Origin of the sequence: Klebsiella sp. Shm-1 (assembly GCF_040804525.1) — a bacterium.
Taxonomy (GTDB): Bacteria; Pseudomonadota; Gammaproteobacteria; order Enterobacterales; family Enterobacteriaceae; genus Klebsiella; species Klebsiella pneumoniae.
In genome coordinates, this window is sequence record NZ_CP161823.1 from 5,216,969 (window position 1) to 5,240,714 (window position 23,746).

General features: G+C 56.0%; 22 protein-coding genes. 11 read left to right on the top strand and 11 right to left on the bottom strand.

What is annotated here, in order from left to right:
- Window positions 1–222 precede the first annotated feature (222 nt).
- The 10 genes from glmU to AB1E37_RS25455 all read left to right on the top strand — a co-directional run bounded on the left by glmU (window position 223) and on the right by AB1E37_RS25455 (window position 12,644).
- The gene (gene glmU / locus AB1E37_RS25410; RefSeq protein WP_004151550.1) at window positions 223–1,593 is read left to right on the top strand and encodes a bifunctional UDP-N-acetylglucosamine diphosphorylase/glucosamine-1-phosphate N-acetyltransferase GlmU; all 1,371 of its coding nucleotides are present in this window, start codon (window positions 223–225) and stop codon (window positions 1,591–1,593) included.
- 183 nt (window positions 1,594–1,776) lie between these two features.
- Window positions 1,777–3,606 (top strand): glutamine--fructose-6-phosphate transaminase (isomerizing), encoded by a 1,830-nt coding sequence (glmS, locus tag AB1E37_RS25415; protein ID WP_004150309.1) that lies wholly within the window; start codon window positions 1,777–1,779, stop codon window positions 3,604–3,606.
- A gap of 336 nt (window positions 3,607–3,942) precedes the next feature.
- Window positions 3,943–4,983: a phosphate ABC transporter substrate-binding protein PstS gene (gene pstS / locus AB1E37_RS25420; protein WP_004150308.1), complete on the top strand. Its 1,041-nt coding sequence runs from the start codon at window positions 3,943–3,945 to the stop codon at window positions 4,981–4,983.
- Window positions 4,984–5,111: 128 nt separating this feature from the next.
- Window positions 5,112–6,071 (top strand): phosphate ABC transporter permease PstC, encoded by a 960-nt coding sequence (gene pstC, locus AB1E37_RS25425; RefSeq protein WP_004145004.1) that lies wholly within the window; start codon window positions 5,112–5,114, stop codon window positions 6,069–6,071.
- Window positions 6,071–6,961 carry a phosphate ABC transporter permease PstA gene (gene pstA / locus AB1E37_RS25430; RefSeq protein WP_004151547.1) on the top strand — a complete coding sequence of 297 codons (891 nt, stop codon included), beginning with the start codon at window positions 6,071–6,073 and terminating at the stop codon, window positions 6,959–6,961. The genes pstC and pstA overlap by 1 nt, the downstream gene beginning before the upstream one ends.
- Window positions 6,962–7,008: 47 nt before the next feature.
- The gene (pstB, locus tag AB1E37_RS25435; RefSeq protein WP_004145006.1) at window positions 7,009–7,782 is read left to right on the top strand and encodes a phosphate ABC transporter ATP-binding protein PstB; all 774 of its coding nucleotides are present in this window, start codon (window positions 7,009–7,011) and stop codon (window positions 7,780–7,782) included.
- 50 nt (window positions 7,783–7,832) lie between these two features.
- Window positions 7,833–8,558: a phosphate signaling complex protein PhoU gene (gene phoU / locus AB1E37_RS25440; RefSeq protein WP_004145007.1), complete on the top strand. Its 726-nt coding sequence runs from the start codon at window positions 7,833–7,835 to the stop codon at window positions 8,556–8,558.
- 477 nt (window positions 8,559–9,035) lie between these two features.
- Window positions 9,036–10,670, top strand: a complete 1,635-nt coding sequence (locus AB1E37_RS25445) for a carbohydrate porin (protein ID WP_004150305.1) — start codon at window positions 9,036–9,038, stop codon at window positions 10,668–10,670.
- 38 nt (window positions 10,671–10,708) lie between these two features.
- Window positions 10,709–11,875, top strand: a complete 1,167-nt coding sequence (locus tag AB1E37_RS25450; protein WP_014599291.1) for an esterase — start codon at window positions 10,709–10,711, stop codon at window positions 11,873–11,875.
- A gap of 49 nt (window positions 11,876–11,924) precedes the next feature.
- Entirely contained in the window at window positions 11,925–12,644 is a 720-nt protein-coding gene (locus AB1E37_RS25455; RefSeq protein WP_004901614.1) for a glucosamine-6-phosphate deaminase, read from the top strand.
- Between the two features lie 79 nt (window positions 12,645–12,723).
- On the opposite strand, the gene yieH is transcribed toward AB1E37_RS25455, so the two are convergent.
- The gene (yieH, locus tag AB1E37_RS25460) at window positions 12,724–13,389 is read right to left on the bottom strand and encodes a 6-phosphogluconate phosphatase (RefSeq protein ID WP_004901610.1); all 666 of its coding nucleotides are present in this window, start codon (window positions 13,387–13,389) and stop codon (window positions 12,724–12,726) included.
- A 169-nt stretch (window positions 13,390–13,558) separates the two neighbouring features.
- Between yieH and AB1E37_RS25465 the strand changes: the two genes are divergently transcribed.
- Window positions 13,559–14,896 carry an NCS2 family permease gene (locus AB1E37_RS25465; RefSeq protein ID WP_004145100.1) on the top strand — a complete coding sequence of 446 codons (1,338 nt, stop codon included), beginning with the start codon at window positions 13,559–13,561 and terminating at the stop codon, window positions 14,894–14,896.
- A gap of 45 nt (window positions 14,897–14,941) precedes the next feature.
- Here AB1E37_RS25465 and AB1E37_RS25470 read toward each other — a convergent pair whose 3' ends face one another.
- The 10 genes from AB1E37_RS25470 to rpmH all read right to left on the bottom strand — a co-directional run bounded on the left by AB1E37_RS25470 (window position 14,942) and on the right by rpmH (window position 23,125).
- Window positions 14,942–15,508: an NADPH-dependent FMN reductase gene (locus AB1E37_RS25470; RefSeq protein WP_004151543.1), complete on the bottom strand. Its 567-nt coding sequence runs from the start codon at window positions 15,506–15,508 to the stop codon at window positions 14,942–14,944.
- Window positions 15,509–15,544: 36 nt separating this feature from the next.
- A complete protein-coding gene (locus AB1E37_RS25475; protein ID WP_004145098.1) occupies window positions 15,545–16,120 on the bottom strand; it encodes a 4'-phosphopantetheinyl transferase superfamily protein in 576 nt (191 codons plus the stop codon).
- A gap of 309 nt (window positions 16,121–16,429) precedes the next feature.
- A complete protein-coding gene (gene yidZ / locus AB1E37_RS25480; protein ID WP_004181599.1) occupies window positions 16,430–17,389 on the bottom strand; it encodes an HTH-type transcriptional regulator YidZ in 960 nt (319 codons plus the stop codon).
- On the bottom strand, window positions 17,364–18,542 hold the full coding sequence (locus tag AB1E37_RS25485; protein ID WP_020805050.1) for an MFS transporter: 1,179 nt from the start codon (window positions 18,540–18,542) through the stop codon (window positions 17,364–17,366). Before AB1E37_RS25485 ends, yidZ begins: the two co-directional genes overlap by 26 nt.
- A 99-nt stretch (window positions 18,543–18,641) precedes the next feature.
- A complete protein-coding gene (locus AB1E37_RS25490) occupies window positions 18,642–19,061 on the bottom strand; it encodes a GNAT family N-acetyltransferase (RefSeq protein ID WP_004151539.1) in 420 nt (139 codons plus the stop codon).
- A gap of 119 nt (window positions 19,062–19,180) precedes the next feature.
- Window positions 19,181–20,545, bottom strand: coding sequence for a tRNA uridine-5-carboxymethylaminomethyl(34) synthesis GTPase MnmE (gene mnmE / locus AB1E37_RS25495; protein ID WP_004181597.1), 1,365 nt, complete (start codon window positions 20,543–20,545; stop codon window positions 19,181–19,183).
- A gap of 194 nt (window positions 20,546–20,739) precedes the next feature.
- On the bottom strand, window positions 20,740–22,386 hold the full coding sequence (gene yidC / locus AB1E37_RS25500; RefSeq protein ID WP_004150295.1) for a membrane protein insertase YidC: 1,647 nt from the start codon (window positions 22,384–22,386) through the stop codon (window positions 20,740–20,742).
- Between the two features lie 2 nt (window positions 22,387–22,388).
- On the bottom strand, window positions 22,389–22,646 hold the full coding sequence (gene yidD / locus AB1E37_RS25505) for a membrane protein insertion efficiency factor YidD (protein ID WP_004151536.1): 258 nt from the start codon (window positions 22,644–22,646) through the stop codon (window positions 22,389–22,391).
- Window positions 22,610–22,969, bottom strand: a complete 360-nt coding sequence (gene rnpA / locus AB1E37_RS25510) for a ribonuclease P protein component (RefSeq protein WP_004151535.1) — start codon at window positions 22,967–22,969, stop codon at window positions 22,610–22,612. The genes yidD and rnpA overlap by 37 nt, the downstream gene beginning before the upstream one ends.
- A gap of 15 nt (window positions 22,970–22,984) precedes the next feature.
- On the bottom strand, window positions 22,985–23,125 hold the full coding sequence (gene rpmH / locus AB1E37_RS25515) for a 50S ribosomal protein L34 (RefSeq protein WP_000831330.1): 141 nt from the start codon (window positions 23,123–23,125) through the stop codon (window positions 22,985–22,987).
- Between the last annotated feature and the right edge of the window lie 621 nt (window positions 23,126–23,746).

A 23,746-nucleotide genomic window follows, 5' to 3' on the forward strand; every position in this document is an offset into this window, starting at 1 on the left:
TGGCGAAAAAACAGCAAAAGCAGTGAGATAGTTAATGATTCTCCACCCCGCCCTCCTTTTTCAGCGTTAAACTGATTTGCAGTGGTTAAAAATAGCGTCATAAAATGGGGTAAAACAGTGAGCCTGGACGTTTTCTCCACGTCTCGTTTTATGATGAAAAATATGTAGAAATTTCAACGTGAAAGGCTTTTACTTTTCGTTCTAACTACCGTCAGGATGAGTATGTCAAATAGTGCGATGAGCGTGGTTATCCTTGCTGCAGGCAAAGGGACCCGCATGTATTCCGATCTTCCTAAGGTGCTGCATACCCTGGCCGGGAAGCCAATGGTGCAGCATGTCATTGATGCCGCTAACGATTTAGGCGCATGTGCGGTACACCTGGTATACGGCCACGGCGGCGATCTGCTACGTCAGACTCTGCATGAAGACAACCTGAACTGGGTGCTGCAGGCCGAGCAGCTCGGAACCGGGCACGCTATGCAGCAGGCGGCGCCATTCTTCAATGATGATGAAGACATCCTGATGCTCTATGGCGACGTGCCGCTGATCTCCGTTGAGACGCTACAGCGCCTGCGCGCCGCGAAACCACAGGGTGGGATTGGTCTGTTAACGGTGAAGCTGGATGACCCAACCGGCTATGGCCGCATTACCCGTGAAAATGGCCAGGTGACGGGCATCGTTGAGCACAAAGATGCCAGCGAGGCCCAGCGCCAGATCCAGGAAATCAACACCGGGATCCTGATCGCCGGCGGAGCGGATCTAAAGCGCTGGCTGGCGAAACTCACCAATAACAACGCTCAGGGCGAATACTACATCACCGATATCATCGCCATGGCGCACCAGGAAGGACACCAGATCGTCGCAGTGCATCCGCAGCGCCTGAGCGAAGTCGAAGGCGTCAACAACCGCCTGCAGCTTGCGCGCCTGGAGCGCGTCTACCAGGCGGAGCAGGCCGAAAAGCTGCTGCTGGCGGGCGTGATGCTGCGCGATCCGGCGCGTTTCGATCTGCGCGGTACGCTGCAGCACGGGCGCGATGTAGAGATCGATACTAACGTTATTCTGGAAGGCAACGTGGTGCTGGGCGATCGAGTGAAAATCGGCGCCGGCTGCGTGATCAAAAACAGCACCATCGGCGATGACTGCGAAATTAGCCCCTACAGCGTGGTGGAAGATGCCCAGCTGCAGGCGGCCTGCACCATCGGTCCATTTGCCCGTCTGCGCCCGGGCGCCGAACTGCTGGCAGGCGCCCACGTTGGTAACTTCGTGGAAATGAAAAAAGCGCGTCTCGGGAAAGGCTCCAAGGCGGGTCATCTGACCTATCTGGGCGATGCGGAGATTGGCGATAACGTCAATATCGGCGCGGGCACCATCACCTGCAACTACGATGGTGCGAACAAGCATAAAACGATTATTGGCGATGATGTCTTTGTCGGCTCGGATACCCAGCTGGTGGCCCCGGTCACGGTAGGCAACGGCGTCACGATCGCCGCCGGCACCACCGTCACACGCAATATCGCCGATAACGAACTGGTGTTGAGCCGCGTACCGCAGGTCCACAAACAGGGCTGGCAGCGTCCGGTGAAGAAGAAATAATTTGGATTATCGCCGGGGAAATTTTCCCGGCGAACCAGGATGAGAGGGTCAACATAGATCCCCGTCCGCAGGCAGTACCATAACAATAACCCCACTCTCTACAAGGCTCGGGGCGCCCGGAAAACGGGCAAATACAGGTCAGCGACAACGCATGGCATATCGCCATTATCAGGAAATTTAACTATGTGTGGAATTGTTGGCGCAGTCGCGCAGCGTGATATTGCTGAAATCCTTCTCGAAGGTTTACGTCGTCTGGAATACCGTGGCTATGACTCTGCCGGTCTGGCAGTGGTCGACAGCGAAGGTCATATGACCCGCGTGCGTCGCCTGGGTAAAGTTCAGATGCTGGCTCAGGCGGTAGAAGAGCAACCGTTACACGGTGGTACCGGGATCGCCCATACTCGTTGGGCGACGCACGGCGAACCGTCTGAGAGCAATGCGCATCCGCATGTTTCTGAACACATTGTGGTGGTCCATAACGGGATCATCGAAAACCATGAGCCGCTGCGCGCCCTGCTGCAGTCTCGCGGCTATGTCTTCGTCACCGAGACCGATACCGAAGTTATTGCCCATCTGGTGCACTGGGAGCTGGAACAAGGCGGTACCTTGCGTGAAGCCGTCCTGCGCGCTATCCCGCAGCTGCGCGGCGCCTACGGTACGGTGATCATGGATACCCGTGACCCGGGAACTCTGCTGGCGGCCCGCTCCGGTAGCCCGCTGGTAATTGGCCTGGGGATGGGTGAAAACTTTATCGCTTCCGACCAGCTGGCATTGCTGCCGGTTACCCGCCGCTTCATCTTCCTCGAAGAAGGCGATATCGCGGAAGTGACTCGCCGTTCGGTGGTGATTTTTGATAAGTCCGCTGCGCAAGTGAAGCGCCAGGAGATCGAATCCAATCTGCAGTATGACGCTGGCGATAAAGGTATCTACCGCCACTATATGCAGAAAGAGATTTTCGAGCAGCCGAACGCGATTAAGAACACCCTGACCGGGCGCATCAGCCATGGCGAAGTGGATCTCAGCGAACTGGGGCCGAACGCCAATGAAATGCTGGCTCAGGTTGAACATATTCAGATAGTTGCCTGCGGGACTTCCTATAACTCCGGGATGGTCTCCCGCTACTGGTTCGAAGCGTTAGCCGGCGTCCCGTGCGATGTGGAAATCGCCTCCGAATTCCGCTATCGCAAGTCCGCAGTGCGTCGCAATAGCCTGATGATCACCCTCTCCCAGTCCGGTGAAACCGCCGATACCCTGGCGGCGCTGCGTCTGTCGAAAGAGCTGGGCTATCTCGGCTCGCTGGCCATCTGCAACGTGCCGGGCTCGTCGCTGGTGCGCGAGTCCGATCTGGCGCTGATGACCAAAGCCGGAACGGAAATCGGCGTGGCCTCGACCAAAGCCTTTACCACTCAGCTAACCGTGCTGTTGATGCTGGTGGCGAAACTGGCGCGACTGAAAGGTCAGGATGCGTCTATCGAGCATGATATCGTGCACGGCCTTCAGGCTCTGCCGAACCGTATCGAGCAGATGCTCTCCCAGGACAAGCGTATTGAGCAGCTGGCAGAGCGCTTCTCTGATAAGCACCATGCGCTGTTCCTTGGCCGTGGCGATCAGTATCCGATCGCTATGGAAGGGGCGCTGAAGCTGAAAGAGATCTCCTACATTCACGCGGAAGCCTATGCGGCGGGCGAGCTTAAGCACGGCCCACTGGCGCTGATTGATGCGGAAATGCCGGTGATTGTGGTGGCGCCGAACAACGAACTGCTGGAAAAACTGAAATCCAACATCGAAGAGGTTCGTGCCCGCGGCGGTGAACTATACGTCTTCGCCGACGGTGAAGCCGGCTTCAACGGTAGCGATAACATGCACATCATTGAGATGCCGCATGTGGAAGAGACCATCGCCCCTATCTTCTATACGGTTCCGCTGCAGCTGTTGGCTTATCACGTCGCGCTGATCAAAGGCACTGACGTTGACCAGCCGCGTAACCTGGCGAAATCGGTAACGGTTGAGTAAAGCATCCTATCCTGCAAAGGGCTGCCGACGGCGGCCCTTTTTATTTGCACCTGCTGTTTTCCACCGATTACGTGCGTAATATTTTGGCTGGCGGTAGATGACAAACGATCGTTTTACGGTCCGATTTCGCCGTCATAAAAAGAAAATTATTTTGACATTGCACGGTCATGATTAAAGATAACCATCTGAGTTATAAGCGTATTATTTGGCGTAAAATCCACTCTCCCGGCCTGTCATAAAACTGTCATAATTCGTACATTTTACTGTCACCTCTTTGACCTATTTTGCTCACCATAGCCTCGAAACAATGATTTACGAATCCCAGCAGGAGACATTATGAACGTTATGCGTACCACCGTCGCAACAGTTGTCGCCGCGACCTTATCGATGAGCGCTTTCTCTGCCTTCGCAGCAGCAAGCCTGACTGGCGCAGGCGCAACTTTCCCTGCGCCGGTGTATGCCAAATGGGCTGATACCTATCAGAAAGAAACCGGCAATAAAGTGAACTACCAGGGTATTGGTTCCTCTGGTGGCGTTAAGCAGATTATTGCCAACACCGTTGATTTCGGTGCTTCTGATGCTCCGCTGGCTGATGACAAACTGACTCAGGAAGGTCTGTTCCAGTTCCCCACCGTGATTGGCGGCGTGGTACTGGCGGTTAACCTGCCTGGCGTGAAATCTGGCGAGCTGGTGCTGGATGGCAAAACCCTCGGTGATATCTACCTGGGTAAAATTAAAAAATGGGATGACGAAGCGATCGCTAAGCTCAACCCGGGCCTGAAGCTGCCGTCGCAGAACATCGCCGTGGTCCGCCGCGCCGATGGTTCTGGTACCTCCTTCGTTTTCACCAGCTACCTGTCCAAAGTGAATGAAGAGTGGAAATCGAAAATTGGCGCCGGCTCTACCGTAAACTGGCCAACCGGTCTGGGCGGTAAAGGCAACGATGGTATCGCCGCCTTTGTTCAGCGTCTGCCGGGCTCGATTGGTTACGTCGAATACGCTTACGCTAAGCAAAACAACCTGGCCTACACCAAACTGGTCTCTGCCGACGGCAAGCCGGTTAGCCCGACTGAAGACAACTTCGCTAACGCCGCAAAAGGCGTTGACTGGAGCAAGTCTTTCGCTCAGGACCTGACCAACCAGAAAGGCGAGAATGCATGGCCGATCACCTCAACCACCTTCATCCTGGTGCATAAGGCGACGAACAAGCCGGAACAGACCGCTGAAGTGCTGAAGTTCTTCGACTGGGCGTATAAAAACGGCGGGAAAGAAGCGAATGCGCTGGATTACGCGACGCTGCCGGAAAGCGTGGTAGAGCAGGTTCGCGCGGCATGGAAAACCAACGTCAAAGACAGCAGCGGTAAAGCGCTGTACTAACAGTAGATTTTTGACGAAGATGGCGGGGGCGTTCAGGCGCTGCCCGCCCTACGGTTCAGACTGTAGGCCCGGGAGCCAACGCCACCGGGCATTTATTCGAACAAGTTTTAATACGTAAAGAGTAATCTATGGCTGCAACCAAGCCTGCATTTACCCCTCCGGGGAAAAAGGGTGACATGATTTTCAGTGCGCTGGTAAAACTGGCTGCGCTGATTGTGCTATTGATGCTGGGCGGCATCATCGTTTCCCTGATCATCTCTTCCTGGCCGAGCATTCAAAAGTTTGGCTTTGCCTTTTTGTGGACCAAAGAGTGGGATGCGCCTAACGAGATCTTCGGCGCGCTGGTCCCGATTTACGGAACCCTGGTCACCTCTTTTATCGCGCTGCTGATCGCCGTTCCGGTGAGCTTCGGCATCGCGCTGTTTCTGACAGAATTGTCCCCCGCCTGGCTCAAGCGTCCGCTGGGCATTGCGATTGAGCTGCTGGCGGCAATCCCGAGCATCGTGTACGGCATGTGGGGCCTGTTTATTTTCGCCCCGCTGTTTGCGACTTACTTCCAGGAGCCGGTCGGCAACGTCCTGTCGACCATCCCGTTCGTCGGCGCGCTGTTTGCCGGCCCGGCTTTTGGTATCGGTATTCTCGCCGCTGGCGTCATTCTGGCCATCATGATCATCCCTTACATCGCTGCGGTCATGCGCGATGTTTTCGAACAGACCCCGGTGATGATGAAAGAGTCGGCCTATGGCATCGGCTGCACCACCTGGGAGGTGATCTGGCGCATTGTCTTACCGTTCACCAAGAATGGGGTGATCGGCGGGGTGATGCTCGGTCTGGGCCGCGCGCTGGGTGAAACCATGGCGGTCACCTTTATCATCGGCAACACCTACCAGCTCGACAGCATCTCGTTGTATATGCCGGGGAACAGTATTACCTCCGCGCTGGCTAATGAGTTCGCCGAAGCGGAAACCGGCCTGCACGTGGCGGCGCTGATGGAGCTGGGCCTGATCCTGTTCGTTATCACCTTTATCGTTCTGGCCGCGTCGAAGTTTATGATTATGCGCCTCGCGAAGAATGAGGGGGCACGCTAATGGCGACCATTGAATTGCAAACTACCGCCGAACTGGCGGAATCCCGTCGCAAGATGCAGGCCAAACGCCGCATGAAGAACCGTATCGCTCTGGCGCTGTCGATGGCGACCATGGCGTTTGGTTTGTTCTGGCTTATCTGGATCCTGATGGCGACGATAACCCGCGGTTTCGACGGCATGAGTCTGGCGCTGTTCACCGAAATGACGCCGCCGCCGAATACGGCGGGCGGTGGACTGGCTAACGCCCTCGCCGGCAGCGGCCTGCTGATCCTGTGGGCAACCGTATTTGGTACGCCGCTGGGTATCCTCGCCGGAATTTATCTGGCGGAGTATGGCCGCAAGTCGGTGCTGGCGGAAATCATCCGCTTTATCAACGACATTCTGCTTTCCGCGCCGTCTATCGTGGTGGGTCTGTTCGTCTACACCATTGTGGTGGCGCAGATGCAGCACTTCTCGGGCTGGGCGGGCGTTATCGCGCTGGCGCTGCTGCAGGTGCCTATCGTTATTCGTACCACCGAAAACATGCTGAAGCTGGTGCCGGATAGCCTGCGTGAAGCGGCCTATGCGCTGGGGACGCCGAAGTGGAAGATGATCTCGGCGATCACCCTGAAAGCCTCCGTCTCAGGGATTATGACCGGGATCCTGCTGGCTATTGCCCGTATCGCCGGGGAAACGGCGCCGCTGCTGTTCACCGCGCTGTCCAACCAGTTCTGGAGCACCGACATGATGCAGCCGATTGCTAACCTGCCGGTGACCATTTTCAAATTTGCCATGAGTCCGTTTGCGGAGTGGCAGCAACTGGCATGGGCCGGGGTGTTGATTATCACCCTGTGCGTCTTGCTGCTGAACATCCTGGCGCGCGTTATCTTCGCCAAGAAGAAACACGGTTAATTTTTTGCGGCGCAGCAACTGCTGCGCTGAATGAGGAAGAGATTGAGATGAGTATGGTGAATACAGCTCCGGGTAAGATTTCAGTTCGTAACCTGAACTTCTACTACGGCAAATTCCATGCCCTGAAGAACATCAACCTGGATATCACCAAAAACCAGGTGACGGCGTTTATCGGTCCGTCAGGCTGTGGTAAATCCACCCTGCTGCGCACGTTCAACAAGATGTTTGAACTGTATCCGGAGCAGCGCGCGGAAGGTGAGATCCTGCTGGATGGCGACAACATTCTGACTAACACCCAGGATATCGCCCTGCTGCGCGCTAAGGTTGGCATGGTGTTCCAGAAACCAACGCCGTTCCCGATGTCCATATACGACAATATCGCCTTCGGCGTGCGCCTGTTTGAAAAGCTGTCCCGTGCCGATATGGACGAGCGCGTGCAGTGGGCGCTGACCAAAGCCGCATTATGGAACGAAACCAAAGATAAACTGCACCAGAGCGGGTATTCTCTCTCCGGTGGTCAGCAGCAGCGTCTGTGCATTGCCCGCGGTATCGCGATCCGCCCGGAAGTGCTGCTGCTTGATGAGCCGTGCTCCGCGCTGGACCCGATCTCCACCGGGCGTATCGAAGAGCTGATCACCGAGCTGAAACAGGACTACACCGTCGTTATCGTGACTCACAACATGCAGCAGGCTGCGCGTTGCTCCGACCATACGGCATTTATGTATCTTGGCGAGCTGATTGAGTTCAGCAACACGGATGACCTGTTCACTAAGCCCGCGAAGAAACAAACTGAAGATTATATTACTGGCCGCTACGGTTGATTTGCCCTTGTGCTTTCAGGCTCTCACCAGTTGGGCAATCAGGAGACACCATGGACAACCTAAATCTTAACAAACATATTTCCGGCCAGTTCAACGCTGAACTGGAGTATATCCGCACCCAGGTGATGACCATGGGTGGGCTGGTGGAACAGCAGCTCTCTGATGCCATCACCGCCATGCATAACCAGGACAGCGATCTGGCGAAACGCGTCATCGACGGCGACAAGCAGGTCAACATGATGGAAGTGGCTATCGATGAAGCGTGCGTGCGCATCATCGCCAAGCGCCAGCCTACCGCCAGCGACCTGCGCCTGGTGATGGCGATCATCAAGACTATCGCTGAGCTGGAACGCATTGGCGACGTGGCGGATAAAATCTGCCGCACCGCGCTGGAGAAGTTTTCCCAGCAGCACCAGCCGCTGCTGGTGAGCCTCGAATCGCTGGGCCGCCACACGGTGCAGATGCTGCATGACGTACTGGATGCGTTTGCGCGTATGGATCTCGACGAAGCGGTACGTATCTATCGCGAAGATAAGAAAGTCGACCAGGAGTATGAAGGCATCGTGCGTCAGCTGATGACCTACATGATGGAAGACTCGCGCACTATCCCCAGCGTCCTGACCGCGCTGTTCTGCGCGCGCTCCATCGAGCGTATCGGCGACCGCTGCCAGAATATCTGCGAATATATTTTCTACTTCGTCAAAGGTCAGGATTTCCGTCACGTTGGCGGCGATGAGCTGGATAAACTGCTCGCTGGCAAAGATCCGAAAGAGTAATAATCATTCTGTCTAATTCTGGTAAATGGATTTATCAGAATTAGATATGTTTTACCCCGCGGCAGCGAGATTGCTGAGATTATCGTCACAATTAACAATCTGCCCGTTTGAGTTATTCATTTTATCGCGTAACAATCAGCTGCCACTCCCTGAGTTTTAACGCTCAGGATGGTTTAAACGGATTGTGACTGCGACAGCAGGCAAAACCTGATATTGCTCCTGGGGGCGATATCAGGTTTTTTGTTTTATGCGGGCCAATAATGGCTGAATGAGGGTTGCTACCGCGATGCGCGGGCAAAACCTGAAGAGGATTATCTGCCAAGGCAGATGGTCTTCTTCAGGTTTTTTTGTTTTTGTCTAACCGCAAAAATAACAGCCGCCGCGACGTCAAACGGTATGGATACGGCTATTAGCACCGGCACGGAATAGGGTTGTTGTCGTGTTTTATTTACGCCAATGATTATATAAGGGAATATTATGATGAGAAAAAACAGGATCGCTTCGGCGATAGTCTTGCTGGCGCCACTTTGTTATTCAACTAATCTGCTAGCGAGCCAGTTGACGGTGGAACAACGGCTTGAGCTGCTGGAAAAAGCGCTCAAAGACACGCAAAAAGAGCTCAAAAAATATCAGGACCAGGAAAGAAAAAGAGACCAGATTTGGGCCTCATGGTCTCCTCCTGCGGAAGGTCAGAAGCGCAAGACCGGGGGGGCGACTGCCGGGCCGAAAACGGCGGTTAAACCGGATGCGGTGCTGGTTAAAAATCAACAACCTGTCACCGATGGCGCGCCAGCCTACAGCGCGATGACGCTGAAAGACTTTAGCAAGTTCGTGAAAGATGAAATTGGCTTTAGCTATAACGGCTACTTCCGTTCCGGCTGGGGGACCGCCTCGCACGGCTCGCCAAAATCATGGGCGATCGGTTCGCTTGGCCGCCTGGGCAATGAATATTCCGGCTGGTTCGATCTGCAGCTGAAGCAGCGGGTGTTTCAGGAAGGCGATAAACGCGTCGACGCCATCGTGATGCTCGACGGGAACGTCGGCCAGCAGTATTCCACTGGCTGGTTTGGTGACAATGCCGGCGGCGAAAACTACATTCAATTCTCGGATATGTATGTTAACACCAAAGGGTTCCTGCCGTTTGCGCCGGAAGCCGATTTCTGGGTCGGCAAACACGGGGCACCAAAAATTGAAATCCAGATGCTGGACTGGAAAACGCAGAGAACCGATGCGGCGGCCGGCGTAGGGCTGGAAAACTGGCAGGTGGGCGCCGGGAAATTCGATATCGCGTTGATTCGCGAAGATGTCGATGATTATGACCGTTCTTTAAGCAATAAGCAGCAAATTAACACCAACACCCTGGACGTTCGTTACAAAGAGATTCCGCTGTGGGATAAAGCCAGCCTGATGGTTAGCGGACGCTATGTCGCCGCCAACCAAAGTTCCTCTGAGAAATATAAAGAGGGCAATGAAGGTTATTATCCGTGGAAAGATACCTGGATGGCTGGTACCTCGTTAACGCAGAAATTTGCTAACGGCGGCTTTAACGAATTCTCTTTCTTACTGGCCAATAACTCTATTGCCAGCAGCTTCTCACGCTATGCCGGATCCAGCCCTTATACCACCTTTAATGGCCGCTATTATGGCGATCATACCAATGGCACCGCCGTGCGCTTAACCTCGCAGGGGGAAACCTATTTACGCGATGACGTTATTATGGCGAATGCCATCGTCTACTCTTTTGGTAACGACGTCTATAGCTACGAAACCGGGGCCCACTCCGATTTTGAATCTATCCGTACGGTTCTGCGACCGGCTTATATCTGGGATAAATATAACCAGACCGGCGTCGAGCTGGGGTACTTCAAACAGCAAAACAAAGATGTTACCGGCAAGAAATATAACGAGTCCGGCTACAAGACCACGCTGTTCCATACCTTCAAAGTCAATACCAGTATGCTGACCTCGCGCCCGGAAATTCGTTTCTATGCCACCTATATTAAAGCGAAGGATATTGACCTGGATAAGGCCGCGAATAATACCACCAGCATTTTTGAAGACGGGAAGAACGATCAGTTTGCCGTGGGGGCGCAGGCGGAAATCTGGTGGTGAGACGATAACTGAACGGACACAACGAAAGAGGAACAACGATGAAACGACATGCAATTTATTTCGCCCTGGCGCTGGCGGGCGCGGCGTTTACCCTCCAGGCGGCGCCATTACCCGCGATGTCGGACCCAAGCCTGCCGGTGAGCCACTTTATCACCCAGGTTAACGCGGATAAGAGTATCACTTACCGCTTGTTTGCCCCTGATGCCCGGCGGGTCTCGATAGTGACTGGCGCCACGCCGGACTCCTTTGTCTCGCACGACATGACCAAAGCAGCGCACGGAGTCTGGACATGGAAAAGCGAGCCGATGAAGCCCAATCTCTATGAATACTATTTCGATGTGGATGGCTTCCGCTCGGTAGATACCGGCAGCCGCTATCAGAAGCCGCAGCGCCAGGTGAACACCAGTTTGATTCTGGTGCCGGGCAGTATTCTTGACGATCGGGAGGTTGCGCATGGCGATCTGCGCACCCTCACCTATCACTCGAAGGCTCTGAACGCCGAACGTCGTCTCTATGTCTGGACGCCGCCGGGCTATAGCGGAACCGGCGATCCGCTGCCGGTGCTCTATTTCTATCATGGCTTTGGCGACAGCGGCCTGTCGGCCATCGATCAGGGGCGGATCCCGCAAATCATGGATAACCTGCTGGCGGAGGGCAAGATTAAGCCGATGCTGGTGGTGGTCCCGGATACCGAAACCGATATCCCGGAAGCGGTCGCGGAAAACTTCCCGCCGCAGGAGCGGCGCAAAACCTTCTATCCACTTAATGCGCAGGCGGCGGATAAAGAGCTCATGCAGGATATTATTCCGCTGATCGATGCCCGATTTAACGTGCGTAAAGATGCCGACGGTCGGGCGCTGGCGGGCCTCTCGCAGGGCGGTTATCAGGCGCTGGTTTCCGGAATGAATCATCTGGAGAGCTTTGGCTGGCTCGCCACCTTTAGCGGCGTTACGACTACCACGGTGCCGAATGCCGGCGTGGAAGCGCAGCTGAAGCAGCCTGACGCGATCAATAAGCAGCTGCGTAACTTTACCGTGGTCGTCGGGGAAAAAGATTCTGTGACCGGTAAAGACATTGCTGGTCTGAAAAGCGAGCTGGAAAAACAGCAGATTAAATTTGATTACCACCAGTATCCCGGCCTGAACCATGAAATGGACGTCTGGCGCCCGGCCTACGCCGAGTTTGTGCAAAAACTGTTTAAATAACCTTTAGGGGGCCTTCAGCCCCCGTTTTGTGCTTGTGAAGGACGACAAGATGAAAATGATTGTGACCGAAGATTATGAAGAGATGAGCCTGGTCGCCAGCCATCATGTTCTGGGCTATATCACGGCGCCGCGGCGGGTGAATCTGGCGGTGACGGCGGGGAGCACGCCAAAGCGGATGTATGAGCATTTGACCGCCGCCGTGAAAGGCAAAGCATTCTATGATCGGGTGCACTATTACAACTTCGATGAGATCCCTTTTCGCGGCCAGTCGCGAGAAGGCGTCACGATATCTAATTTGCGCCAGCTGTTTTTTACCCCGGCGCAGATCAAAGAAGAGAACATTCACAAGCTGACGCTGGACAACGCCGCTCAGCACGATCGCCAGCTGGAAGAGGCTGGCGGTCTGGATCTGATGGTGCTGGGGCTGGGGGCCGACGGCCATTTTTGCGGCAACCTGCCGAATACCACCCGCTTTCATGATCAGACGGTCGAAGTGCCGATTCATGGGGAAATGATTGCTCTTATCGCTAACAGCGAGATGGGCGGGGATATCTCGGCAGTACCAGACAGCTATGTCACCATGGGGCCGAGAAGCGTGATGGCGGCGAAAAATTTATTGCTAATTGTCAGCGGTGCGGCAAAAGCGCACGCGTTAAAGCAAGTGGTGGAAGGTCCGGTCAGCGTGCAGGTGCCGGCTTCAGTGCTCAAATTGCACCCTTCACTGGTGATTATTGCCGATAAAGCGGCGGCGGCGGAATTGCAGCAATAAAAAGCCGCTAGTTCTATTCCCCGCTTACGCAGACGCATAGCGGGGGGGCATCGATGCCAACGTGCCGCTCACCAGGCCCTTAACGCGTGATATCCCAGCCGTGCGCCTGCCACAATGCCGGCAGCTCTGCCAGATCGGTAAAGGTCGTCACTTTGGGATGATCGATCGGCTGGTTGTGCGGATCGGCGCAGAAATAAAACACTTCCATGCCGGCGGCAATCCCCGACTGAGCGCCGGCGCTGGAGTCATCCACCAGAATACAGTTTTCGGCTTTTACCTGCATGGCCTCTGCCGCATGAAACATCAGCGCCGGGTCGGGCTTCCAGCGCTGAATATCGTAGCCGCTGTACAAGCGGTCAGTGAAATGGCGCAGCAGGCCGGTGCGTCCGAGCGAGTGCTGCATCTTACTGACCGGGCCATTGGAAACCACGCACATCGGGACGCTTACCGCATCCAGCAGCGCCTGGGCTCCGGGAATCACCTCCAGCTCGCTATCGAACAGGCGAGCGACCTCCGCCCGGTAAATCGGCTCCAGGGTGGCCTTTTGCAGGTTAACGCCATACTCAGCGTTGATGGTGTCGATAATTTCGTACAGCTTCACACCTTTGAAGCGCTTAAAAATCTCGGCGAGGTCCAGCGTAATGCCGAATTCCTGAAACATGTGAACGTAGGCGCGGGAGCAAATCACCTCGCTGTCGACCAGCGTGCCGTCACAGTCAAAAAATACTGCTTCTGGTTGAGTCATAGCCTTTCCATATTAACAAGTTTAACGTTTTCGTAATGCTCAATGCCGCGACGCAATCGTTGCCGTATAAGCAAAATAAATGAAAAAAATTACCATACAACCGCGCCTGGTGCCGTAATTTGGTATAGGATAGCCTCGAATTTTCCCTCCTTACGTTCGGAAACCGATAATGAGTCAACAACAAACCAGCCAGTCTTCTGGCCAGGGTCTGCTGGAGCGCGTATTTAAGCTGCGCGAGCACGGCACCACGGTGCGCACCGAAGCCATCGCCGGTTTCACCACGTTCCTGACGATGGTGTATATCGTTTTTGTTAACCCACAAATTCTTGGCGTAGCGGGCATGGATACCAGCGCCGTGTTTGTGACCACCTGTCTGATTGCCGCTTTCGGCAGTATCCTGATGGGTCTGTTCGCGAACCTGCCGGTCGCCCTGGCGCCGGCGATGGGCCTGAACGCCTTTTTCGCCTTTGTGGTGGTGCAGGCGATGGGGCTGCCGTGGCAGGTGGGCATGGGCGCCATCTTCTGGGGCGCCGTGGGCCTGCTGCTGCTGACCATCTTCCGCGTACGTTACTGGATGATCGCCAATATTCCGCTTAGCCTGCGTGTAGGTATCACCAGCGGTATCGGCCTGTTTATCGGCATGATGGGCCTGAAAAACGCCGGGGTGATTGTCGCCAATCCGGAAACGCTGGTCAGCATTGGTCATTTGACTTCCCACAGCGTACTGCTGGGCGTGCTGGGCTTCTTTATCATCGCGATTCTGGCGTCGCGCAACATTCACGCCGCGGTACTGGTCTCTATCGTTGTGACCACCCTGCTGGGGTGGATGCTGGGCGACGTGCATTACACCGGGATCGTCTCGGCGCCGCCGAGCGTGGCTTCGGTGATTGGTCAGGTCGATCTGGCGGGCTCCCTGAACCTGGGCCTGGCCGGCGTGATCTTCTCCTTTATGCTGGTCAACCTGTTTGACTCCTCCGGGACGCTGATTGGCGTGACGGATAAAGCGGGTCTCGCGGATGCCAACGGTAAATTCCCGCGCATGAAGCAAGCGCTGTTTGTCGATAGCGTCTCGTCGGTGGCGGGCTCCTTCATCGGTACCTCGTCGGTGACGGCCTATATCGAATCTTCTTCCGGCGTTTCCGTGGGCGGGCGTACCGGCCTGACCGCCGTTGTCGTTGGTATCCTGTTCTTGCTGGTTATTTTCCTCTCTCCGCTGGCGGGGATGGTTCCTGGCTATGCCGCCGCGGGCGCGCTGATATACGTTGGCGTGCTGATGACCTCCAGCCTCGCGCGCGTGAAGTGGAGCGACCTGACCGAGGCGGTGCCTGCGTTCATCACCGCAGTGATGATGCCGTTTAGCTTCTCGATCACCGAAGGTATCGCCCTGGGCTTTATCTCTTACTGCGTGATGAAGATCGGTACCGGCCGGCTGCGCGAGCTCAGCCCGTGTGTGATTATCGTTTCGCTGCTGTTCGTGCTGAAAATTGTCTTTATCGATGCACATTAATCCGCACGCATGATGAAAAAGCCCGGCATCGCTGCCGGGCTTTTTTTATGCTTTAACCCGCCGAATATAGTCGCCAAAGGCGGTCAGCTGGCCGCGCAGATGGTCGAGTGTGCTTTGATCGACCACTTCACCCGCCTGCGGATCCACTTTGTTCTGGATGACGCCGCCCATAAATTCCGGTTTATTCATTACCATCGCATCAAGGAAGACCAGAATCTGCCGCAGATGATACTGGCAGCGCGCACCGCCGATGGCGCCCATTGAGCTGGTCTGAATCAGTACCGGTTTGCCGGACAGCGGCTGCTCGGGCAGGCGTGACAGCCAGTCGATGGCGTTTTTCAGGCCGCCAGGCACGGAATAGTTATATTCTGGAGTGACTATCACTACCCCATCCGCCTCGCGGATCTGTTGCGCAATCTCCTGCACGCGCTGCGGAAAACCTTCTTCCTCCTGCATATCAGCATCGTACAGCGGGATATCACCGATCGACGGCAGCGCGGAGATATCCATGCCCGCTGGCGCGATGCCGGGCAGGGTGCGCGCGACCATTCCATTAAACGACCCTTTACGCAGGCTGCCGAGTAACGTAACCACTTTCAAGGTATCTGACATGATTGCTCCTTTGGATCATGATGCCGGCAAGACCGGTCAATTGAGGGATAAGGTTTTTTCCATGGGTAAGCTGGTAAAGCGCATCAGGCGGGCTGACGGTTCGCGTGCGCGCTGCTGCGCATCCGCCAGGCTGCGCCAGTCACCTCCCTTAGCATCATATTCCCAGACCTTCAGCGAGCCGATGTTCGGGGTTGCGGCAATGGACCATACCAGCAGCGATTCGGCGTCACATACCGCTTCGATTGGCTGACTGCCGGCGGTGCGCAGGCGGCCAGAGCCGGGCAGCAGCTGCAGCTGCGTTGATGCTTCGCCGGTCAGCTTTAGCACGCTGCGGCGCAGCGCTACCAGCTGGCTGCGCGCTTCGTCCGGATCATGCTGTATGTTAATCCACAGATTCTCATTGTTGCTGAAATTGTGCCGGTCGGCGTCGTGGCTGCGGACAGTGCGCTGCAGTTCCATGTCGAGGCCACAATCCCCCTCGGTGGTGAGGGCAACACCAACGATATTGCCAGTATAAGCGATCGAAAAGCGGGGGAGTTGGCGATCGCTAAAAACCGGTCGGCCATTGGCTTCGTTGATGATTTCAGGCAGCTCGCTGATGCCGTAAAGCATAAACAGCAGCTCGGCAAGCAGCGAGCGCGACGCGCAAAAGCGAGCCTGGCGATATGTCGGGAGAAGACGTGCGGATTGATGACAGGCCGCTGACAAACGTGTCGATAGCGGCTCCCCGGTACTGAGTATCCCTCTTGCAAAATGCGTTGCCATACGTCGCTCCGTGAGTAATGGTCTGGATAAAACTGCGGGCGCTATTATCGCCTGGTATTAACAGGTTTTAATGCCGAAATCCCCCATTGAAAAGGGAATTTGTTTGAATTTTACAAATTCTTGCGCAAATAAGGTGCTATGGGCACGAAACAAGGCTTAAAGCGTACCGGAATAGAGCGCTTTCAGCGTATCTCTAAGCCAGACAAGCTTCGGGTTGTAGCTGTTGCGCTTATGCCATAGCAGGGTGAAGGGAACGCGCAGCTTTTCCAGATGCTGCGCCTCCAGGGGGAGCGGCCGGGAGACGAGCGGCAGCTGGTGCTGCTGATTATAGTGCTGACAGTAGCGCGGCGCGGTGGCCAGCATGGTGTGCTGCGGCTGAGCGGCCATAAAAAGTGATTGCTCAAACCCCGGCACGGTCAGCGCCACGTTACGCTTATACCCCAGCTCCTGCAGCACGTCGTCCAGGGCCCAGGTATCGCGTTGTTCCCAGCAGATAGTGATATGCGGATAGCGTAAGAATGCCGCCAGATCCCACTCTTCCCTGAGCGCCGGATGATCGGCGCGCAGCCAGACCTGCGGCAGGTCGGTGAACAGCACATCAAAATCGATATACCACGGCAGCAGGCTCAGCAGCTCACGCGACTGCGGATGGCTTTCGCGTCCGCAGAAGCCGATATCCACCTCACCGCGGATGATGGCGTCCAGGGAGTCGTAGTCCCAGTTGCGCAAACGAATCAATGCCTGCGGATAGCGCTGATAGATGCGCTGAGAGAGGGTGTTAAACAGGATCATCAGCAGCGGCGTTTCCGCCGCCAGTTCGAATTTGAGGCCGCTGGGCATGGTATGGTGCGGTTTATCGAGGATTTGGTTGCCCATCTGCATCCAGTCCGCCAGATCCTGCTCCATGCTGCTGACCAGCGGCGTGGGCGCCAGGCCCAGCGGGGTTTTCACAAACAGCGGATCGTCAAACCAGGCGCGCAGTTTGGCCAGCGACTTGCTCACCGCTGACGGCGAAACGTTCATCCGCTTCGCCGTACGGGTAACGCTGAGCTCCTGGGTCAGGAGCTGCAGGCAGAGGAGTAAATTAAGATCAAGACTCGACAGCGGCTTCTTCATCGTATTGCGCAACCCGCGGCGGGGTGACGACCAGTAACAAAACAAGGCTCACTATGCTACAGGCAATGAGTATCCCGATCAGCATATTCATTGCGCTGAGTCCGATGATGGCGGCGAGCCAAATCCACAGCGATGAACCGCACACCTGCGCGATGCCGAGGACCGAGCTGGCGACGCCCGCGCGCAGCGTGAACGGCCCCAGCGCCTGGCTCATCGCGACGCCGAACCCAACGGAGAAGCCGGCGCAAATCATGCCCAGCCCGATCAGGGTGACGGCCTGGCGAGTCGCGAGGCTCAGCGTCACGCCTGCCGCCAGAAACAGCACCTGTGAGGTCAGCATTAAGGTGCGGGGATTAAACAGCGACAGGGCGAACGGCGTTGAGAAGGAGACCGCCATGCTGATCATCGCCATCAGAGCCATCGCCATTGAGTAAGTTCCCCGGTCGAACCCCATCTCTTCCATCATTAGTACCGGCGAGACGTTAACGTAGGTCAGGATCACCGTCACGCTGAGGGTGGTAATGAGTAAGCGGCTGAGGAAAAAGCGGTTCAACAGCGATTCGCCAGCGTCATGCTGCGGTGACGCTGCCTGCGGAGGCGCCGTCGGCCGCGTTTCACGCAGGATAAAGACCGACAGCACAGCGATCATGACGCCCATGCCGGTCATCGTGTAGAACAGGCTCTGCCACGGATATTTCAGCATAATCAGGTGGCCAAGCACCGGCGCCAGGACGGGGATAATGCAGGTGATGCCGTTGAGCAACGACAGCACCTTGGCGCGGCGACGGTCGTCCAGCGTATCGCGCAGGATAGCGAAAGCCACCACGTAGCAGCTGCCGGCGCCGATCCCCTGGATAAAGCGTCCGATGAGGAAGTGGCTGCTGGTATGCGCCTGGGCGCAGAGCAGGGAGGCGATAACAAAGATCGCTGCACCTACAATAGCGACAGGCTTACGCCCCGAGCGGTCGGCGATGCGGCCAGCAAACAGCATCGCGGAGGCCATACCGGCCAGATAGACCGAGAAGGCGATATGTAATTGCGCCTCGCTGGCCCCCAGGTCCTGAGCAATACGCGGCAGGCCGACCAGATACATATCGATGCCGGAGGGGTAGAGCAGAACCAGGGCAAAGCTGCAGAGAAGAAAGCGTGTCATGGGATCCTCGCGATGTGAATGGCGTTCAGCATAGTGAGGAACGCGCCGTAAGACGAGTTGCCATTTGGACAACGCTCTTTTCCTGGCAGGAAATGCGAGCTAACGACTGCGGGTTCGCCAGACGCGGGCCATCCCCTCGCTCTCCGGGCGAACGCTTTCGAAGCCGAACTTCGCGTACAGTTCCGGCACATCCGCCACCAGCGTAACGTAGGCGCCATCAAAGGCGTTAGCGTCCAGCCAGGCGACCAGCTTCTCCATCACCAGCCGGCCAAGGCCTTTTCCCTGGTGAGCCGGATCGACGGCGACGTCGACAATATCGAAATTAATCGCGCCGTCGCCGACGATGCGTCCCATCGCGATCGGCGTCTCCTGCCAGAGGATATGTACGCCATAACAGCTATGCGGCAGTCCGGCTCTGGCGCCTTCCAGGGGGCGCGGCGACATGCCGGCGGCTACCCGCAGGTGGCAAAACGCTTCGGCGGAGGGCACCTTCTCGATCACGGTATATTCAACGGTCATGTTTTAGTCTCGCGGCAGAGGGGGAGATAAAAGTAGAGAACGTTGCGTTGCAAAGGGCAAGAAAAAACCCGCATTAACGCGGCGTTAATACGGGTTAGTGAACGTTTACGGACTGACGGTTACTTACCGATGCAGAAGCTGGAGAAGATGCGGCCCAGCAGATCGTCGGAAGTGAACTCCCCGGTGATCTCGCTCAGCGCCTGCTGCGCGAGGCGCAGCTCTTCCGCCAGCAGCTCGCCGGCCCAGGCGCCCAGCAGCTGGGCTTTGCCTTGCTGCAGATGGTTCGCCGCCTCTTCCAGGGCCTGCAGGTGACGGCGGCGGGCGAGGAAGCCGCCTTCCATATTGGTATCGAAGCCCATGCTCTGCTTGAGGTGGTTACGTAGCACCTCCACGCCGTCGCCGGTACGTGCCGACAGGCGAATAAGTGAGTGGCCATTTACTTCGCTGATACCGAGCGCTTCGCCGGTGACATCGGCTTTATTGCGCACTACGGTAATCGGCAATTTAGCGGGCAGGCGCTCGATAAAGTCTGGCCAGATCTCCGCCGGGTCAACGGCGCCGGTGGTGGTGCCATCGACCATAAACAGCACCCGATCGGCCTGGGCAATCTCCTGCCAGGCGCGCTCGATGCCGATACGTTCCACTTCGTCATTAGCATCGCGCAGGCCTGCGGTATCGATGATATGCAGCGGCATGCCGTCGATATGGATATGCTCGCGTAGCACGTCGCGGGTGGTACCGGCGATATCGGTGACGATCGCCGCTTCGCGGCCCGCCAGGGCGTTCAGCAGGCTTGATTTACCGGCATTTGGCCGCCCGGCGATCACCACTTTCATCCCTTCGCGCAGCAGGCTGCCCTGACGAGCTTCAGCGCGGACGGCGTCGAGATCGGCCATCACCTCGTTCAGCTGGGCTTCAATTTTGCCGTCGGAAAGGAAATCGATTTCTTCATCCGGGAAGTCAATGGCCGCTTCCACGTAGATGCGCAGGTGAGTGAGCGCTTCCACAAGATGATTCACCCGCGCGGAGAACGCCCCCTGCAGCGAATTCAGCGCCGAGCGCGCCGCCTGCTCTGAACTGGCGTCGATAAGGTCGGCGATGGCCTCTGCCTGCGCCAGATCGAGCTTGTCGTTGAGGAACGCGCGCTCGGAAAACTCACCCGGCCTGGCGATGCGCAGGCCCGGCAGGGTCAGAATACGTTTAAGCAGCAGGTCGAGAATGACCGGGCCGCCGTGGCCCTGCAGCTCAAGCACATCTTCCCCGGTAAAGGAGTTCGGCCCGGGGAACCACAGCGCAATCCCCTGATCCAGCGGGGTACCGTCAACGTCGTTGAACGGCAGGTAGTCGGCATAGCGCGGCTTCGGCAGCTTGCCCAGCACCGCCTGCGCGACGTCGCGCGCCTTAAGGCCGGAGATACGCAGGATGCCCACACCCCCGCGTCCCGGAGGGGTTGCCTGGGCGACGATAGTGTCGTTATGGCTCATGGTGACTCTCTATGTAGATGTAAAAAAGGCGGTCCATTGACCGCCTTCTCTGGCATTAACGCTACCGTAGATACTCGAAATAATTCAAGTTGCAGAAAGGCGGCAAGTTAGTGAGGCCCCAGGAGCTTACTGTAGTAAGTGACTGGGGCGAACTAATGAAGCCAACGCATCTGCGGCTTGAAGAATGAAGAGTATCAGGATTTCTTCTTCTCGCGGCTATGCAGGCCACGTTTCTCCAGACCACGGTAAATCAGCTGCTGCTGAATAATGGTGACCAGGTTGCTGACGATGTAGTACACCACCAGGCCAGACGGGAACCACAGGAAGAACACCGTGAAGATGACCGGCATAAAGGTCATGATCTTCTGCTGCATCGGGTCGGTCACGGTGGTCGGCGACATCTTCTGGATGAAGAACATGGTCGCGCCCATGATGATCGGCAGGATGTAGTACGGGTCCTGAGCAGACAGGTCGTGGATCCACAGGATAAACGGCGCATGACGCAGTTCAACCGAGGCGCTCAGCATGTAGTACAGCGCAAGGAAGATCGGCATCTGAATAATCAGCGGGAAGCAGCCGCCCAGCGGGTTTACTTTTTCCGCTTTATACAGCGCCATCATCTCCTGGCTTTGACGTTGTTTATCGTCGCCCAGACGCTCACGCATGGCCTGAATCTTCGGCTGCAGCATGCGCATCTTCGCCATGGAGGTGTACTGCGCTTTGGTCAGCGGGTACATGATGCCACGAACGATAAAGGTGATAACGATGATCGAGAAGCCCCAGTTGCCGAGGAAGCTGTGGATGAATTTCAGCAGCTTGAACAGCGGTTGGGAGATGAACCACAGCCAGCCGTAGTCGACGGTCAGATCCAGGTGCGGCGCAACGGCAGCCATTTTGTCCTGAATAGCCGGGCCGACCCACAGCGTGCTCTGCAGTTTGTCGGTCTGGCCTGGCTGCACCAGTACCGGCTGCGATTTGTAGCCAATAGCGACAACGCCGTTGCCGAGGTTGGCGGTGTAGAAGTTATTCGTCCCGTTATTCCGCGGCACCCATGCGGTGGTGAAGTACTGCTGCAGCATGGCAACCCAACCGTTTTTGGTGCTGACGTTCAGGTTTTCGTTATCCAGAATGGTATCGAATTTATATTTCTCGTATTTCGAATCCGCAGTGGAGAACGCGGCGCCACGGAAAGTATGCATCGTGGACAGGCCACCGGTCTGCGTATCGCGACTGGTCGGCAGCGCAGCGGTCTGCTTCAGCTGACCGAAGGTCGAGACTTCCAGAGGCTTCTCGCTGGCATTCTGCACGCTGTAACCCACGTTCACCGCATAGCCACCGCGCTTCAGGGTGAAGGTTTTGGTGAAGACGTTGCCGGCTTTGTCAGTGTAGGTCAGCGGGATAACGAGCTCATCCTGGCCATCGGCCAGCACAAACGCCTCTTTATCGACGTTGTACAGCGGACGCGGGCCGTTTGCCGGGTTATCCGGACCGTCACGGCCGGTTAAGCCGCTCTGCGCCTGGTAGACAAACTGCGGCGTGGTTTCCAGTAACTGGAACGGTTCGGTCGATTTCAGCGTTTTTGGATACGCCAGAAGCAGCGCCTGCTCAATATCGCCACCGTTGGTGTTGATAGTCAGCTCAAGCACGTCGGTTTTAACCGTAATCAGTTTCCCCTGGCCACTGGCCGGTACGCCCTGGTCGGCGGCGCTACCCGCTGCTGTGGTCGTAGTCTGCGTGGTCTGCTGCTGGGGCTGCGGATTTTTGTCCTGCTCCCAGGCTTGCCAGATCATGAAAGACACGAACAACAAAGCGATGATAAGAAGATTGCGTTGCGAATCCATCGTTAGTGTTCTCTGGTATCAAATGGTCCAGGCGGGACGGGATCGTCACCACCAGGGTGTAAAGGGTGGCATTTTAATACGCGTTTCATCGTCAACCAACTGCCTTTTATCACTCCAAACCTGCGTAAGGCCTCAATTCCGTATTGAGAACAGGTTGGGGTGAAACGACAATGCGGCCCGAGTAGCGGACTAATCAGGCGCTGATAAACTCGAATCAGGCCGATCAGGACCCGCGAGCCAGGCGACAATGGCGGCGCCATAATTTTTCCAACGCTTCCGAGAGAGCACGGTTATCGAGGTCGGCAACCCCTCTTTTCGCCACCACCACGAAATCCATTGGCGGGAGTTCATGTTGACGCAAACGAAAACTTTCACGCGTCAGACGTTTAATCCGATTGCGTTCATGTGCGCGTTTCACGTTTTTCTTGGCGACGGTGAGACCGATGCGGGGATGCCCCAGCGAATTCAGGCGGCCGAGGATGGTGATTTGCGGCGTGCCAGCCCGTTGTGGCTGCTGGAAGACGAAAGTGAAATGACTGGGAGTTAACAAGCGTAACTCCCTGGGAAATGCGAGCTTAACCACGCAGGGTTAGCTTTATTACTTGGAAACGGTCAGACGAGCGCGGCCTTTAGCACGACGACGTGCCAGAACCTGACGACCATTTTTAGTAGCCATACGAGCACGGAAGCCGTGAGAACGGTTGCGCTTCAGTACAGACGGTTGAAAAGTGCGTTTCATGGCGATTTCTACCTAAACTTGAATAAATTCACTGACTTTTGCGTAGACCCGAACGAACTTCGAACGACTTACGCCTCAGCGTGGGTGATTAAAGAGGCCGGATTGTAATAATTGTACACTCCGGAGTCAATTCTCTTTCCTTATTTCTCGCACCTCGTCGCACAAAAAATAAGCTGAGACGCGTGACGAAAACGGGCATTACGCGCCGGGTGGGGGATTATACGGCCTGGCCAGTAAAGCGCAAGGATCCGCAAGGATCTTTATTAGATCGTTTCCGCCCAAAAGCGGCATAGCTCATTAATTTTTCCAATATGCGGCGGAAATCGTGCTTCACTCCCCGCAGGATCGATTACACTTACCCGGTTTCGATCCTTCCTGTGGATAAATCGGGAAGAATCTGTTGAGAAACACAAGATCTCTTTCTCAGTTTAGGCTATGATCCCCGGTCCCGATCGCGATCCCCGGATCCGCAGCGGGTAATAACCGCAGATAGCGGTTCGCACGTCACCCCTTTTGTGCAGGGGCTTTTCGGCTAATGCAGGGTCTTGTCGACGTGTGCCAACAATCACGATTGTTTCAGTTTTTCTTTGATATCGATTTTATGTTCGAGTGGAGTCCGCC